Source organism: Rhizobium indigoferae (genome assembly GCF_034554815.1).
In the GTDB taxonomy this organism is placed as follows: Bacteria; Pseudomonadota; Alphaproteobacteria; order Rhizobiales; family Rhizobiaceae; genus Rhizobium; species Rhizobium leguminosarum.
Map to the genome: position 1 here is coordinate 1173920 of NZ_CP140635.1, position 12742 is coordinate 1186661.

Genomic DNA, 12742 nt, shown 5'->3' on the forward strand with positions numbered 1-12742 from the left:
GGGGGCCCCTGGCGCGGTCAAGCTATATTGCAGGCGAATTCAGCTATAAGCCGAAACAAGCTGCGTCACCTGAGATCGCATCCATCGGTTGGCGGGATCATTGTCGCTTGCCGCCGACCAGACCATCGATATCGGGCTTACCGTTAAATCGAGGGGAACGTCGGCGACCGCCAAGCCAAACAGGCCGGCATACCGCTTCACGATTCTGGTCGGCAGGGTCGCGATCAAGGGCGCTTCCAGGACAGCGGTAAGCACAGTCAAAAATTCCGGAGCCGCCACCGACACGTCGAGATGCACGTTAATGCGCTTGAGGGCTGTATCAATGCAGCCTTCGATGGCATCCTTTTGTGAAACCAGTGCATGCTTCAGCCCGAGATAGGTGTCACGATCCAATATTTCGGGAAGTTCAACAAGCCTCGGATTGTAGCAACACATCAGAGACTGCTCGAATAGCAGGCTTCGCCGATGTCTATTGTTGCCGTCATCAAAGCAGCCGACGCCAAGATCGATGACGGTGTCGTCAAGAAGCTTGTGAACCAGTTCCGGATCGACCGAACGGGCAAGCACTTTGATACCCGGGGCTGTCTCGTTCAGCATGGCCGCCAGACGCGGCACCAGCAACACCTCCAGCTCACTGGAAAAACCGATGCGGAATATCTGCTCCGCCCGACCAGGTTCGAAGGTCGTCGAAGTTACAATTGCTTGCTGTGTGCGGCTCAGTATCTGCTCTACGGCTTCCGCGAACTGTAGCGCTCGATGGGTTGGCTGCATCACCTGGCCGACACGCACAAAGAGCTCGTCCTGGAGCAATGTCCGAAGAGTTCCGAGATTGTGGCTCATGGCAGGCTGCTGGATTTTCAGGCGAACAGCAGCCTTCGTCACGCTCCGCTCCTTCATGAGCGCATCGAACGCAACAAGCAGGTTCAGGTCGAAGGACCACAAATTGAAATGATCGATGGAGACAATCTCATTCATCGATTTGATCGTTGCACGAATTCTTCTTATTGTCCATGGCCATCAGACAGCGCTGTCCCGGTTCAGTTCAATTTGAAAGGAAGTTCCATGAGCGATCTTGGAAAGGAATATCATATTGCCGGCGTTACGGTGAGGAAAGTGCAGGAACAGTACCTGCACGATGTACCGCCCTCGTTTCTTTACCCGAGCGCCAAATCTGAAGATATCAAAGCGATCGGGCCCAGGCTCGCCGGGATCGATATGGACGAGGACCGCGACACCCTTGTCGTCAGCATACACACCTGGCTGGTAAAGACGCCCGATCACGTCATTCTGATTGATACGGGTTCGGGTAACGACAAGGAAAGGCCTCGCAACCCCGGTTTTCATCATCAGACCATTCCATTTCTCGACAGACTGCGTCGTGCAGGTGTTGCGCCGGAAGATGTTGACTTCGTCATAAATACCCATCTCCACGTCGATCATTCCGGCTGGAATACCGTGCTGCAGGATGGGAAATGGGTCCCCACTTTCAAGAATGCGCGTTACATCTTTCCGCGCGTCGAGCAGGAATACTACTCGTCAACGGCCAGCCACAACGACGTCAATATTCCCAGTTCCGGCGTCTATGAAGACAGCGTATGGCCCGTAATCGACGCGGGGATTGCTGATTTCATCGACAGCGAAGGTGGCACATTCCTGGATCGCTTCACCTTCTTGCCGACGCCCGGGCACAGCATCGGCCACATGTCCGTTCTGCTGGAAGCGGATAATGAATCGGCAATATTCGCAGGCGATGTCATGCATCACCCAATCCAGGTGGAACGTCCGGACTTCAACACGGTCTTCTGCGAGTTTTTGGACCTGGCGGCCCAGTCCAGACGGCGCGTACTTGAACTCACAGCCGACAAACACGCGATGTACTTCTCAACGCATTTCCCCGGCTCGTCTGCCGGATATGTCACCCGCGATGGCGAAAAATTCAGGTGGTCCTATGTCTAAGAACAAGCTCACATTTTCAGGTTTTCACGCCGGCGAGATTGCATTCGAAGAGCACTACGTCGATAGCGGAACCGATGGCATCAAGCTCTATGTCCGCAACAAGAGAAGGAAAGACCATAAAGCCTTTCTCGCGGAGAGAACCATCGTGATGGTGCACGGGGCGACCTTCTCATCCGGAAGTCTTTACGATGTTCCTTTCAACGGGATCTCCTTCATTGACTTCCTTGCATATCAAGGCTTCGACGTCTTTGCGGTTGATGTCCGGGGCTACGGAAAGTCCGGCCGACCGCCGGAAATGCTGGCGGAGCCCGATCTGAACCCGCCACTTGTCGCCACCGACACTGGTGTTGCGGACTTCGCTACGGCGGTCGATTTCGTCCTCCGACTTCGCGGTCTCAAGGCCGTCAACGTCTTCGCAATGTCGTGGGGTGGTACCGTGGCGGGCGCATATGCCGCGCGCAACGGGGACAAGGTTGTCAAGCTCGCGCTGCTCGCGCCGCAATGGCTCAGCGACATTCCCATCCCGATTGACCAGGGCGGCCCCCTGGGTTCCTATCGGCTTGTTCCGGTTCACGCCGCCTTGGCTCGTTGGTTGAGCACGGCACCCGAATACGCGCGTGAACGTCTTGTTCCCGAGGGCTGGTTCGATCTTTGGGCAAAATTCACGCTTTCAGAAGAGACCTCGGAAGCTGACAGGGAGCAAGGAAAACTCCGAGCCACCAACGGTCCCATCCAGGACATCCGCACCTATTGGAGAGCGGGAAATCCTTACTATCAGCCGAGCGAGATCCGCTCTCCGGTGCTGCTGTTGCATGGGGAGTGGGACATCGACGTTCCGCTTGATCTGGCGCAGGCCTATTTCAAGCAACTCACCGGCACCCCTTACCGGCGATGGGTCGAAATCGGAGAGACGACACACCTCGCCCTCATGGAAAGCAACCGCATGCAGGTTTATTCCGAAGTTGCGGATTTCTTCGATGAGACTTTCAAACCGGAATAGGAATTGAACGACAAGGGGCCCCGGGGATCCGACATCCCCGGGGGCCGCGCTTCTCCTATCAGGCCGGCCGAGAATTTCAGCCTGGCCGTCAAATCCTCTCGTGTTCTATGACGATTCTGATCAATGCTATCCTGGATGCAGGGCGCAGTGCCGTCGATATTGCGATATTTACGTTTCTGCCGCTGATGATCGTGACATTCTCGCTGATGCGTTACCTCGAAGGAATGAGCGCATTGCGATGGGTCGCCGGCCGAGCCAATCCGCTCTTCAGGTCTTTCGGCTTGGATGGTTTGGGAGCCTTGGCGGTCTTACAGCTCAGCCTCGTAAGTTCGGCTGCCCCGATTGCGGCCCTGTCGCTCATGGCGCACAGAAAAACATCGGACAGATTTATGGCCGCCGCCCTCGCCGCAGTGCTTGCGGCGGCGCCGGCAAATGCCAGCTTTCCGCTCGCCGGTCTCGGTGTCGATCCCGCATTGATCATATTGAACGGCATTTGCGGAGCGCTTGTCGCGTCCACTCTTGCATATTGGATGCTTGGGCGCCGTCCTGTGTCTGGAAAGATTTGTTCCGATGACAAAGCGGATTACCACGTCGCCGCAAGGCTTGACCTGCTCGCGGCGATAAATCGCGGTGGCGCAGATGCCATTCGGGTCATTTCCGCGGTCCTGCCGGTGCTCGTGATCTCTCTTGCGCTAGTAAGACTAATCCAAAGTACAGGAGCACTCTCAGCATTCACGTCCGTTACGCAGCCCCTGCTGCAGTTGCTCGGCGTTTCGCAACAGGATGTCCTGTTCTTCCTGACGAAGTGCCTGGCAGGATCGAGCGCAGCCGTCACACTGTTATTCGACATTCACAAGGAGCTAAGCCTCCCAACCGAGAAAATCATTCATAGTTCCGCATTGCTGCTGAACCCTCTCGACCTTCCCGGTATCTCCATTCTTACCGCTTCAGTACCTGCGCTCCGACCCGTTGCAGGCGTCGCCGTCTTGTGTGCGCTGGCCGGAATCATTATTCGCGTGGCGCTGGTATCATGGCTTTGAGCCTATGCGCTCCGCCATGATGCCTCCGCTCCGAAGGAATAATGCCCATAAAATGGCGGGACCGAGCAGCTAGCGCCCGCGGCTTGCCTGCAGCATCGACCAGCTATAGAGGAACAGCCCTGCCCAGATCAGCGGGAAGGCGATCATGCGCGCTGTGCCGAGCGGCTCGTGGAAGACGAAGACGGCGATCAGGAAGATCATCGTCGGCGCGATATACTGCATGATACCGATCGTCGAGAGCTTCAACAGCTTGGCGCCGTTCGCATAAATCATCAGCGGCACGGCGGTGATGACGCCGCAGCCGAGCAGCAGGGTCGTGTCGGCAAGACCGGTGCGATAGAAGTGGCCCTGGCCGCTGCCGAATTCCAGATAGAGGATATAGAGGAGGGCCGGCCCGCTGAGGATCAGCACTTCGAGGAAGAAGCCCTGGTTCGGTCCGAGTGGCAGCGTCTTGCGCAACAGGGCGTAGAAACCCCAGCTGATCGCCAGCGTCAGCGCCACCCACGGGATGCCGCCGCTATCCAGCGCGAGAATGGCGACGGCAAGCGCCGCAAGCACGATCGCGGCGATCTGCAGCGGCTGCAGCTTTTCCTTGAGGAACACCGCGCCGAGGAAGATGCTGAACAGCGGATTGATGAAATAACCGAGTGCTGCATCGAGCGAATGGCCGGCACCGATCGCCCAGACATAGGTGCCCCAGTTGACGGTAATCAGCGCCGCCGTCAGCGCCGCCATCGCCAGCATCCGCGGTGAGCTGAGTGCTGCGCGGATGTCCTGTGTGCGCCCGAGCACGATCAGCACGATGCCCGCCAGCGGCAGTGACCAGACGATGCGATGCGCGATCACCTCGGCCGGCGAGATATGCGCCACCGCCTTCATGTAGATCGGCAGGAAGCCCCAGAGCAGATAGGCCGTCAGCGCGAAGGCGAACCCGCGCGGACTGTCTTCGTTCTTGGCCAACGGAACGGATGCATCGGTCGACATCGGTGTTTCCATCTTTGTTCTTCTTCTGATCCGGCCTAGCTTAAGCGCCGTGAATAGGCCAATTCATTTCGTTGAATGAAGGGTGAGAGGATTTGAAGCAGAAGACGAAGCGATGGACGCGAAGATATCCGACGCCCTGTGGTGGAGAGCGGCGTCCGAAGGAAGCGAATGGCATTCGGGCGAGGGCTGGCGTCTCGTCGCCGAGCCGGCGGAATAGGTTTATTCCGCCGCGATCTTGCCCGCCAACTGCCGGTTCTTCATCAGCTTGTAGATGACGGAATCCATCAACGCCTGGAACGAAGCGTCGATGATGTTCTCCGAGACGCCGACCGTCCACCAGCGCACACCGTCGCTGTCGGTGGATTCGATCAGCACGCGGGTGATCGCCTCCGTGCCGCCATTGAGGATACGCACCTTGAAATCGGCGAGCACGAGATCGTCGATCTCGTGCTGGTACTTGCCGAAATCCTTCCGTAGCGCGAGGTCGAGCGCATTGACGGGGCCTTCGGCATCGGCAACCGACATCAGCGTCTGGCCGTCGATGGTGATCTTGACCACTGCCTCCGAGACGATCTTCACACGGCCGAGACTGTCGAAGCGGCGCTCGATCATCACGCGGAAGCCTTCGATGGTGAAGAATTCCGGGATCGTGCCGAGCGTGCGGCGCGCCAGCAGTTCGAAGCTCGCATCCGCGCCCTCATAGGCATAGCCGATGGATTCACGTTCCTTGACGATGGAGATCAGCAGGTCGAGCTTCGGATCGTCCTTGGCGACCGCGATGCCGCGCCGTTTCAGCGCATTGATGAAGTTCGCTTTGCCGCCCTGGTCGGACACCATGACCTTGCGGAAGTTGCCGACGGTTTCCGGCGGCACGTGTTCGTAGGTCCGCGGGTCCTTGATCAGCGCCGATGCATGGATGCCGGCCTTGGTGGCGAAGGCGGAAGCGCCGACATAGGGCATCTGGTGGTCGGGCGAGCGGTTGAGCAGCTCGTCGAAGGCATGCGAGAGCCGGGTGAGGTTGAGCAGCCGCTCCTCGTCTATCGCCGTTTCGAAACGTGTGTTGTAGGTGCTCTTCAGCGCCAGCGTCGGGATCAGCGTCACCAGATTGGCATTGCCGCAGCGCTCGCCGATGCCGTTCAGCGTGCCCTGGATCTGCCGGACACCGGCTTCGACGGCGGCAAGCGAATTGGCGACCGCCTGGCCGGTGTCGTTATGCGCATGGATGCCAAGACAGTGCCCGGGAACGCCCGAAGCGATCACCGCCTCGACGATCGCCCGCACCTCCGGCGGCTGCGTGCCGCCATTGGTGTCGCAGAGCACCACCCAGCGCGCGCCGCTCTCATAGGCCGTCTTGGCGCAGGCGAGCGCATAGGCCGGATTGGCTTTGAAGCCGTCGAAGAAATGCTCGCAATCGACGATTGCCTCCTTGCCCGCGCCAACCGCCGCCTTGACGCTTTCGGCGATGCATTCGAGGTTTTCCTCGTTGGTGCAGCCGAGCGCCACCGCGACATGATAATCCCAGCTCTTGGCGACGAAACAGATGGCGTCGGATTTTGCCTGCAGCAGCCCGGCAATGCCGGGATCGTTGGAGACCGAAACGCCCGCCCGCTTCGTCATGCCGAAGGCGACGAAGCTGGCCTGGCTGGTGCGCTTGTCGCTGAAGAAGGCCGTATCCGTCGGATTGGCGCCGGGATATCCGCCCTCGACGTAATCGAGGCCGAACTCGTCCAGCATGGCGGCGATCGCAATCTTGTCCTCGACGGAGAAATCGATGCCGGGCGTCTGCTGCCCGTCCCGGAGCGTCGTGTCGAAGAGGTAGATGCGTTCTTTCATGTCGTTTCCTCCCGCCAAGCGGGTGTTGTTTTCTGTTGTGCGGAAGCCCCGTCATCCGCCCTACGGGCACCTTCTCCCCGAGGGGGGAAGGGGTAGCCGCGTCGTTTGCCTTGTCCCCTCTCCCCTCGGGAGAGGGTTAGGGTGAGGGGGCCTCACGGCATGCCTTATACCTTCCCGGCAAACTTATCCGTCGCCCGGATCAGTTGATCGAGAATCCCCGGCTCCGAATAGGCATGGCCGGCGCCCTCGATCAGGTGGAATTCCGCCTTCGGCCAGGCCTTGTGCAGCAGCCAGGCATATTTGGCCGGGCAGGGCATGTCGTAGCGTCCATGTACGATGACGCCGGGAATATCCCTGAGCCTGCCGGCATCGCGGATCAACTGTCCCTCGTCCATCCAGCCGGCATTGACGAAGAAATGGTTCTCGATGCGCGCAAATGCATAGGCGAATTCCGGCTCCTCGAACTTGAAGCTCGTCGAAGGTTCCGGCAGCAGCGTGATCGTTTCGCCTTCCCAGATGCTCCAGGCCTGTGCGGCCGCGAGGCGCACGTTCTTGTCCTCATGAGTCAGGCGACGATGATAGGCATGCATCATCTCTTGCCGCTCTTCCGCCGGAATGGGCGCGATGAACCGCTCCCACTTGTCAGGGAACATCTCCGAGACGCCGAATTGGTAGTACCAATCGAGCTCCGCCTTGGTCAGCGTATAGATGCCGCGCAGGATAAGCTCGGACACGTGCTCCGGATGTGTCTCGGCATAGGCGAGCGCCAACGTCGAGCCCCAGGAGCCGCCGAATACCTGCCAGCTGTCGACGCCTGCCATCTCGCGCAGCCGCTCGATATCGGCAACGAGGTGCCAGGTCGTGTTGGCATGGAGTTCCGCATGCGGCGTCGACCTGCCGCAACCGCGCTGGTCGAACAGCATAACGTCGTAAAGAGCAGGGTCGAAGAGTCGGCGATGGGCGGGCGAGATGCCGCCGCCCGGGCCGCCATGCAGGAAGACGGCGGGCTTGGCGCCAGGCGTTCCCGAGCGCTCCCAATAGATCACATGGCCGTCGCCCACATCGAGATGGCCGGAAGCATACGGCTCGATTTCGGGATAGAGCGTGCGCAGTCTCTCGGTCATATCTTCACGCCTTTCGCGGGCCAGACTTCTGTGTCGTGATCGGGATGCTGGAAGGAGATGATCGCCTCCTGCCGTGCGTAGAAATCCTGATCCTTCAGCACCGGCGCCTCGAAGATTTCCTCGACCCAGGGCAGGCGGGCCTCGTAGTTGACCTGGATCAGCGGTGCGAGGTCGCTGCGGTCGTCGAAGGTGCCGATCGCAAGCTCCAGGCCGCCCGGATGACGATAGGTCATCGGCGTGCCGCAATTGCTGCAGAAGCCGCGTTCGATATTGACCGAGGACTGAAAGTAGCTCGGCTCGCCGCGCGTCCATTCCATCCCTTCCTCAGGCGCGGTGACGAGCGCCGAGAAGAAACCGCCGAACTGCTTCTGGCACATGCGGCAATGGCAGATCGAGGGGCGTCCTAGTCTGCCCGAAATGCGGAAGCGCACGGCGCCGCACTGGCATCCGCCTGTCTTTATCGTGTCCGTCATGAGCTTTCTCCGAGGGGCCAGCTTTTCGTGTCGTGGTCGGGGTGCTGATGGTTGCTTGCCGCGATCACATTCTCGCGGTCGGGAGTTTCAGGCTCTGGTTCCAGCGGCAGGCCATCCAGCGCGTGAAACCAGGACATCTTGCGGCCGGTGTTCGATTGCATCACCGGCTTGACCGCATCGGGATCGTCGAGCGAGCCGAGCGTGATGTTGATGAAATCAGTCTCCGGAATGTCGTAGAACAGCGGCGTGCCGCAATCGCCGCAGAAGCCGCGCCGCACAAGATCCGAGGACTGAAACCATTTCGGTGCGCCGCGCGTCAGGGCAAAATCGCTGCGCATCGCGGCGGCAAGCGGCATGAAATAATTGCCGGCCGCCTTCTGGCACATGCGGCAATGGCAAAGATGGGGATAGCCGAGTTCACCGTTGGCGCGGTAGCGCACCGCCCCGCACTGGCACCCGCCGCTTCTGTCTGATTCCGCTGTCATCTGAGCTCCTTCGGTGGCCATGCCTGCGTCTCATGATCGGGATGCTGGTAGGAGACGAGCTCGAGCAGGAAGGGGGCGGCTTGCGCATCCTCCTCCGTCCGGTGCCCCGGCAATTCGTGCAGATGATCGACGAAACCGATCTTGCCCTCGATGCCGAATTGGACCACCGGCGGAAATGCCGAAGGGTCGTCGAAGGCGCCGGCGGCAATCGCCATTCCATCCGGCGCCTCGTAGGTCAGCGGCGTGCCGCAATCGCCGCAGAAGCCGCGCTCGACGAAATTGGAAGAGCGGAAACTTTTCCGCTCTCCCCGTGTCCATTCGAAATCGGCGCCGCGCACCGAGATCAGCGGCGCATAATAGGCCCCGAATGCCTTCTGGCACATGCGGCAATGACAGATCGACGAATCCTTGAGGTCGCCGCTGACGCGGAAACGGATCGCTCCGCATTGGCAGCCGCCGGTATAGGTGGTCATCTCTTGACCTCCCACGTCGTCACGCGCTCGCCCGTCACCGGATCCTTGCCGTCCTTCAACTGGATGCCCTTCGCCGTCAGCTCGTCGCGGATCTTGTCGGCCTCAGTGAAGTTCTTCGCCTTCAGCATTTCGAGACGCATTGCGATCAGCGCATCGATTGCCGATGCGACGGCTTCGTCGATCTCCATCTTTTTCGGCAGCAGGCCCAGAAGGTCCGCCGTTGCGGCAAAAGTGGCAGCCACGGCGGGATCCGTATGGGCAGCTTGCGCCAACGCATGCAATGCCTGCACCGCCGCCACCGTATTGAGGTCGTCCGAAAGCGCGTTCAGCACGCTTTCATCGGGCGCCGCATCGCCGGCATCTGTTGCCGGCCATTTAGCGAGCAGACGTTCGGCCTCTTCCAGTCGCTTGATCGAGAAATCGATCGGCTCGCGGTAATGCGTCATCAGCATGGCAAGGCGCAGCACCTCGCCCGGCCATTTGCGGCCGCCGAAGGTTTCCGTGTGCAGCAACTCGTGGATGGTGACGAAATTGCCTTCGGATTTGGACATCTTGCGGCCTTCGACCTGCAGGAAGCCGTTATGCATCCAGACATTCGCCATCACCTCGGTACCGTGGGCGCAGCGCGACTGGGCGATCTCGTTTTCATGATGCGGGAAGATCAGGTCCAGCCCGCCGCCGTGAATGTCGAAGACATCGCCGAGATAACGCTTGCTCATCGCAGAGCATTCGATGTGCCATCCGGGCCGGCCGCGGCCCCAAGGGCTCTCCCAGCCGGGCTCGTTGTGGCTCGACAGCTTCCAGAGCACGAAATCGCCAGGATTCTTCTTGTGTGCGTCGACGGCGATGCGGGCGCCGGCCTGCTGTTCGTCGAGCGGGCGCTTCGAAAGCTGACCGTAATCCGCCATGGATTTGGTGTCGAACAGCACTTCGCCCGATGCGACATAGGCATGACCGTTGCCGATCAGCTTCTCGATGATCTCGGTCATCTCAACGATATTGTCGGTGGCGCGCGGCTCGAAGCTCGGCTCCAGGCAGCCGAGTTCGGCGACATCGGCGTGAAATTGCGTCTCGGTCTTTTCGGTGACCGCGCGGATCGCGTCATTGAGCGGCAGGCCCGGATGGTCCCGAAGCGCCCGCGCATTGATCTTGTCGTCGACGTCGGTGATGTTGCGGGCATAAGTGACGTGGTCTTTGCCATAGGCATGGCGCAGCAGCCGGAACAGCACGTCGAAGACGATGACCGGCCGGGCATTGCCGATATGAGCGAAGTCATAGACGGTCGGGCCGCAGACATACATGCGGACATTGTTGGGATCGATCGGCAAAAACACCGATTTTTCCCGTGTCAGCGTGTTGTACAGCTTCAGTTCCGGCGTCGCGTCCATTTCACTCTCCCAAATGCACGATCAGAAAAATATCGCGACCGGCGGACCGGGGCGTTTCGCATCTTGACTATTTGGGAGACGAAAACGGCCGGGCCAGCGCTCGCGCTAGCGAATAATCTTCCGGCAGATAATGCAGATAACCGTTTTCATGGCGGGTTTTATGGCCCGGTTCGCGCTTCCGGTCAAGGGGGGCGAAGAGCGATCCAGCGGCAACAGGATATATCCATCCGATGATGAAACCCGTTGGCGCGCCCTTGAAATTCCCTCGCCATTTTCGCGGCGCAAAATTCGCATGGCCGGTTGAGAAACTGTTGTTAATAGGGAGGAAGGATGCGGAAACTGGCTCGATCGACGATCGGAGCGACTGCAATTCTGGTTGTCGCATTCGCGGCATATTTCGCATACGATTTCGGAATGCTTCGCTTCAACAATCCCTCCTTAAGCAGCTATCCGATCCAAGGCATCGATGTCAGCCATCACCAAGGTGATATCGATTGGGAGGTGGTTGCCTCGCAGGCGAATGTCCGCTTCGCCTTCATGAAGGCGACCGAAGGTGGAGATCATCGGGATTCCAAATTCGCCGACAACTGGCAGCGCGCCGGAGATGCTGGATTGGTCAGGGGCGCTTATCATTTCTTCACCTTCTGCCGACCGGGCAAGGATCAGGCGCAGAATGTCCTGGCGACCGTGCCGAAGGAGCAGGGAACTCTGCCCATCGCCATCGATCTGGAGTTTGTCGGCAATTGCAACAAAGTCCCGACGCTCGAGGAAATGGCTGCCGAGGTGAACGCCTTCTTCACCGAGCTGAAGGGCACTTTTCCGGAGAAGCCTATATTTTACGTCACTCAGGAGTTCTTCGATCAATTTCTGAAAGGCAATGAATCGCGCTTTCCTGACCACTATCTGTGGCTGCGTAGTGTGTTCAGGGAACCGAGACAGGAAGAGTGCAGTCGTTGGTCAATCTGGCAATTTGCCGACAACGGCACCTTGGACGGCATCCAGGGACCGGTTGACCTCAATGCGCTATGCCCGTCGGAAGCCGGCCTGGCGCATCTATTCTCAGCCGTTGCAGCGAACTGAGACGTCGACAGCGCCGCGCGTCTTTTCGGACGCGCAAAGTACGCTGTAGCACTTTGAATTGCTGCATCACTTTGTCCTTGAATCGAGTCCGATTTAAGGAATCATGCAGGTGCTTATTCCGGCAGGCGGTAATCGACGAGCTTGTTCTCCCGCACGATGAACAGCTTACCCGTCTCGGTCACACCAGGCCCCAGCAACGGCAGGATCGCCTTTGCGACCTCGGAGGGATGCGGCAGCGTCTGCGGATCTTCGCCCGGCACCGCCTGCGCTCGCATCGCCGTGCGTGTCGCTCCCGGATCGACGCTGGTGACCCGCAGCGGTGTGCTTTGACTTTCGCCGGCCCATGTACGTGCCAGCGCTTCGACCGCAGCCTTGGAAGCGGAATAGGCGCCCCAGAAGGGGCGGCACTTGTGGGCAGCACCCGAAGAGATGATCACCGCTCGACCGGCATCCGAGCGGGCAAGCAGTGGGTCGACTGAGCGGATCAACCGCCATGTCGCGGTGACGTTGATGGTCATCACCTTCTCGAACACCTTTGCTTCGATATGGCCGATCGGCGAAATGACGCCGAGCACGCCGGCATTGGCGACGAGGATGTCGAGCTTGCCCCAGCGCTCGAAGATCGAGCCGCCGAGCGCGTCGATCGCGTTCATGTCGGCAAGGTCGAAGGGCACGAGCGTCGCCGCGCCACCAATGGCCTTGATCGCATCGTCGAGGTCCTCGAGCCCGCCGACCGTGCGGGCGCAGGCAATCACATGTGCGCCGGCTTTCGCAAGCTCCAGCGCCGTGAAATATCCGATGCCGCGCGACGCACCGGTGACCAGTGCGATCTTGCCCTCAAGATTGATATTCATGATGTCGTGTTCCCTCACGAGGGGAGAGGGGTGCGGTGAACCCCTCGGGATG

13 protein-coding genes are annotated in these 12742 nt (G+C 59.7%); 4 read left to right on the plus strand and 9 right to left on the minus strand.

Features of this window, described 5'->3' with window-relative positions; all coding sequences use genetic code 11:
• Positions 1–39: 39 nt before the first annotated feature.
• Positions 40–975, minus strand: a complete 936-nt coding sequence (locus U5G49_RS06045; RefSeq protein ID WP_168316233.1) for a LysR family transcriptional regulator — start codon at positions 973–975, stop codon at positions 40–42.
• 87 nt (positions 976–1062) lie between these two features.
• Between U5G49_RS06045 and U5G49_RS06050 the strand changes: the two genes are divergently transcribed.
• From U5G49_RS06050 to U5G49_RS06060, 3 genes are all read left to right on the plus strand, one after another.
• Positions 1063–1956: an MBL fold metallo-hydrolase gene (locus U5G49_RS06050; protein ID WP_193446064.1), complete on the plus strand. Its 894-nt coding sequence runs from the start codon at positions 1063–1065 to the stop codon at positions 1954–1956.
• Positions 1949–2956 (plus strand): alpha/beta hydrolase, encoded by a 1008-nt coding sequence (locus U5G49_RS06055; RefSeq protein WP_183606359.1) that lies wholly within the window; start codon positions 1949–1951, stop codon positions 2954–2956. The genes U5G49_RS06050 and U5G49_RS06055 overlap by 8 nt, the downstream gene beginning before the upstream one ends.
• Positions 2957–3063: 107 nt before the next feature.
• Positions 3064–3996, plus strand: a complete 933-nt coding sequence (locus U5G49_RS06060) for a hypothetical protein (RefSeq protein WP_183606360.1) — start codon at positions 3064–3066, stop codon at positions 3994–3996.
• Positions 3997–4065: 69 nt separating this feature from the next.
• Here U5G49_RS06060 and rarD read toward each other — a convergent pair whose 3' ends face one another.
• The 7 genes from rarD to cysS form a co-directional block, all read right to left on the minus strand.
• On the minus strand, positions 4066–4980 hold the full coding sequence (gene rarD / locus U5G49_RS06065; protein WP_193446111.1) for an EamA family transporter RarD: 915 nt from the start codon (positions 4978–4980) through the stop codon (positions 4066–4068).
• A gap of 219 nt (positions 4981–5199) precedes the next feature.
• Positions 5200–6813: a citramalate synthase gene (gene cimA / locus U5G49_RS06070; RefSeq protein ID WP_193446065.1), complete on the minus strand. Its 1614-nt coding sequence runs from the start codon at positions 6811–6813 to the stop codon at positions 5200–5202.
• A gap of 164 nt (positions 6814–6977) precedes the next feature.
• The gene (pip, locus tag U5G49_RS06075) at positions 6978–7937 is read right to left on the minus strand and encodes a prolyl aminopeptidase (RefSeq protein WP_193446066.1); all 960 of its coding nucleotides are present in this window, start codon (positions 7935–7937) and stop codon (positions 6978–6980) included.
• Positions 7934–8410: a GFA family protein gene (locus U5G49_RS06080; RefSeq protein ID WP_033180450.1), complete on the minus strand. Its 477-nt coding sequence runs from the start codon at positions 8408–8410 to the stop codon at positions 7934–7936. Before U5G49_RS06080 ends, pip begins: the two co-directional genes overlap by 4 nt.
• Positions 8407–8895, minus strand: coding sequence for a GFA family protein (locus tag U5G49_RS06085; protein WP_193446067.1), 489 nt, complete (start codon positions 8893–8895; stop codon positions 8407–8409). The genes U5G49_RS06080 and U5G49_RS06085 overlap by 4 nt, the downstream gene beginning before the upstream one ends.
• Positions 8892–9368 (minus strand): GFA family protein, encoded by a 477-nt coding sequence (locus tag U5G49_RS06090; protein ID WP_193446068.1) that lies wholly within the window; start codon positions 9366–9368, stop codon positions 8892–8894. Before U5G49_RS06090 ends, U5G49_RS06085 begins: the two co-directional genes overlap by 4 nt.
• Entirely contained in the window at positions 9365–10756 is a 1392-nt protein-coding gene (cysS, locus tag U5G49_RS06095; protein ID WP_193446069.1) for a cysteine--tRNA ligase, read from the minus strand. Before cysS ends, U5G49_RS06090 begins: the two co-directional genes overlap by 4 nt.
• Before the next feature lie 330 nt (positions 10757–11086).
• On the opposite strand from cysS, the gene U5G49_RS06100 reads away from it, so the two are divergent.
• Positions 11087–11836 (plus strand): glycoside hydrolase family 25 protein, encoded by a 750-nt coding sequence (locus U5G49_RS06100; RefSeq protein ID WP_193446070.1) that lies wholly within the window; start codon positions 11087–11089, stop codon positions 11834–11836.
• 113 nt (positions 11837–11949) lie between these two features.
• Here U5G49_RS06100 and U5G49_RS06105 read toward each other — a convergent pair whose 3' ends face one another.
• The gene (locus U5G49_RS06105; protein WP_018241432.1) at positions 11950–12690 is read right to left on the minus strand and encodes an SDR family NAD(P)-dependent oxidoreductase; all 741 of its coding nucleotides are present in this window, start codon (positions 12688–12690) and stop codon (positions 11950–11952) included.
• Positions 12691–12742: the final 52 nt, after the last annotated feature.

Bases quoted from the DNA above. Each gene is read 5' to 3' on its own strand.
- U5G49_RS06080 (WP_033180450.1), bottom strand. From the start codon at position 8,410: ATGACGGACACGATAAAGACAGGCGGATGCCAGTGCGGCGCCGTGCGC.
- U5G49_RS06090 (WP_193446068.1), bottom strand. From the start codon at position 9,368: ATGACCACCTATACCGGCGGCTGCCAATGCGGAGCGATCCGTTTCCGC.
- U5G49_RS06100 (WP_193446070.1), top strand. From the start codon at position 11,087: ATGCGGAAACTGGCTCGATCGACGATCGGAGCGACTGCAATTCTGGTT.
- cysS (WP_193446069.1), bottom strand. From the start codon at position 10,756: ATGGACGCGACGCCGGAACTGAAGCTGTACAACACGCTGACACGGGAA.
- U5G49_RS06055 (WP_183606359.1), top strand. From the start codon at position 1,949: ATGTCTAAGAACAAGCTCACATTTTCAGGTTTTCACGCCGGCGAGATT.
- U5G49_RS06050 (WP_193446064.1), top strand. From the start codon at position 1,063: ATGAGCGATCTTGGAAAGGAATATCATATTGCCGGCGTTACGGTGAGG.
- cimA (WP_193446065.1), bottom strand. From the start codon at position 6,813: ATGAAAGAACGCATCTACCTCTTCGACACGACGCTCCGGGACGGGCAG.
- U5G49_RS06045 (WP_168316233.1), bottom strand. From the start codon at position 975: ATGAATGAGATTGTCTCCATCGATCATTTCAATTTGTGGTCCTTCGAC.
- pip (WP_193446066.1), bottom strand. From the start codon at position 7,937: ATGACCGAGAGACTGCGCACGCTCTATCCCGAAATCGAGCCGTATGCT.
- U5G49_RS06085 (WP_193446067.1), bottom strand. From the start codon at position 8,895: ATGACAGCGGAATCAGACAGAAGCGGCGGGTGCCAGTGCGGGGCGGTG.
- U5G49_RS06060 (WP_183606360.1), top strand. From the start codon at position 3,064: ATGACGATTCTGATCAATGCTATCCTGGATGCAGGGCGCAGTGCCGTC.
- rarD (WP_193446111.1), bottom strand. From the start codon at position 4,980: ATGTCGACCGATGCATCCGTTCCGTTGGCCAAGAACGAAGACAGTCCG.
- U5G49_RS06105 (WP_018241432.1), bottom strand. From the start codon at position 12,690: ATGAATATCAATCTTGAGGGCAAGATCGCACTGGTCACCGGTGCGTCG.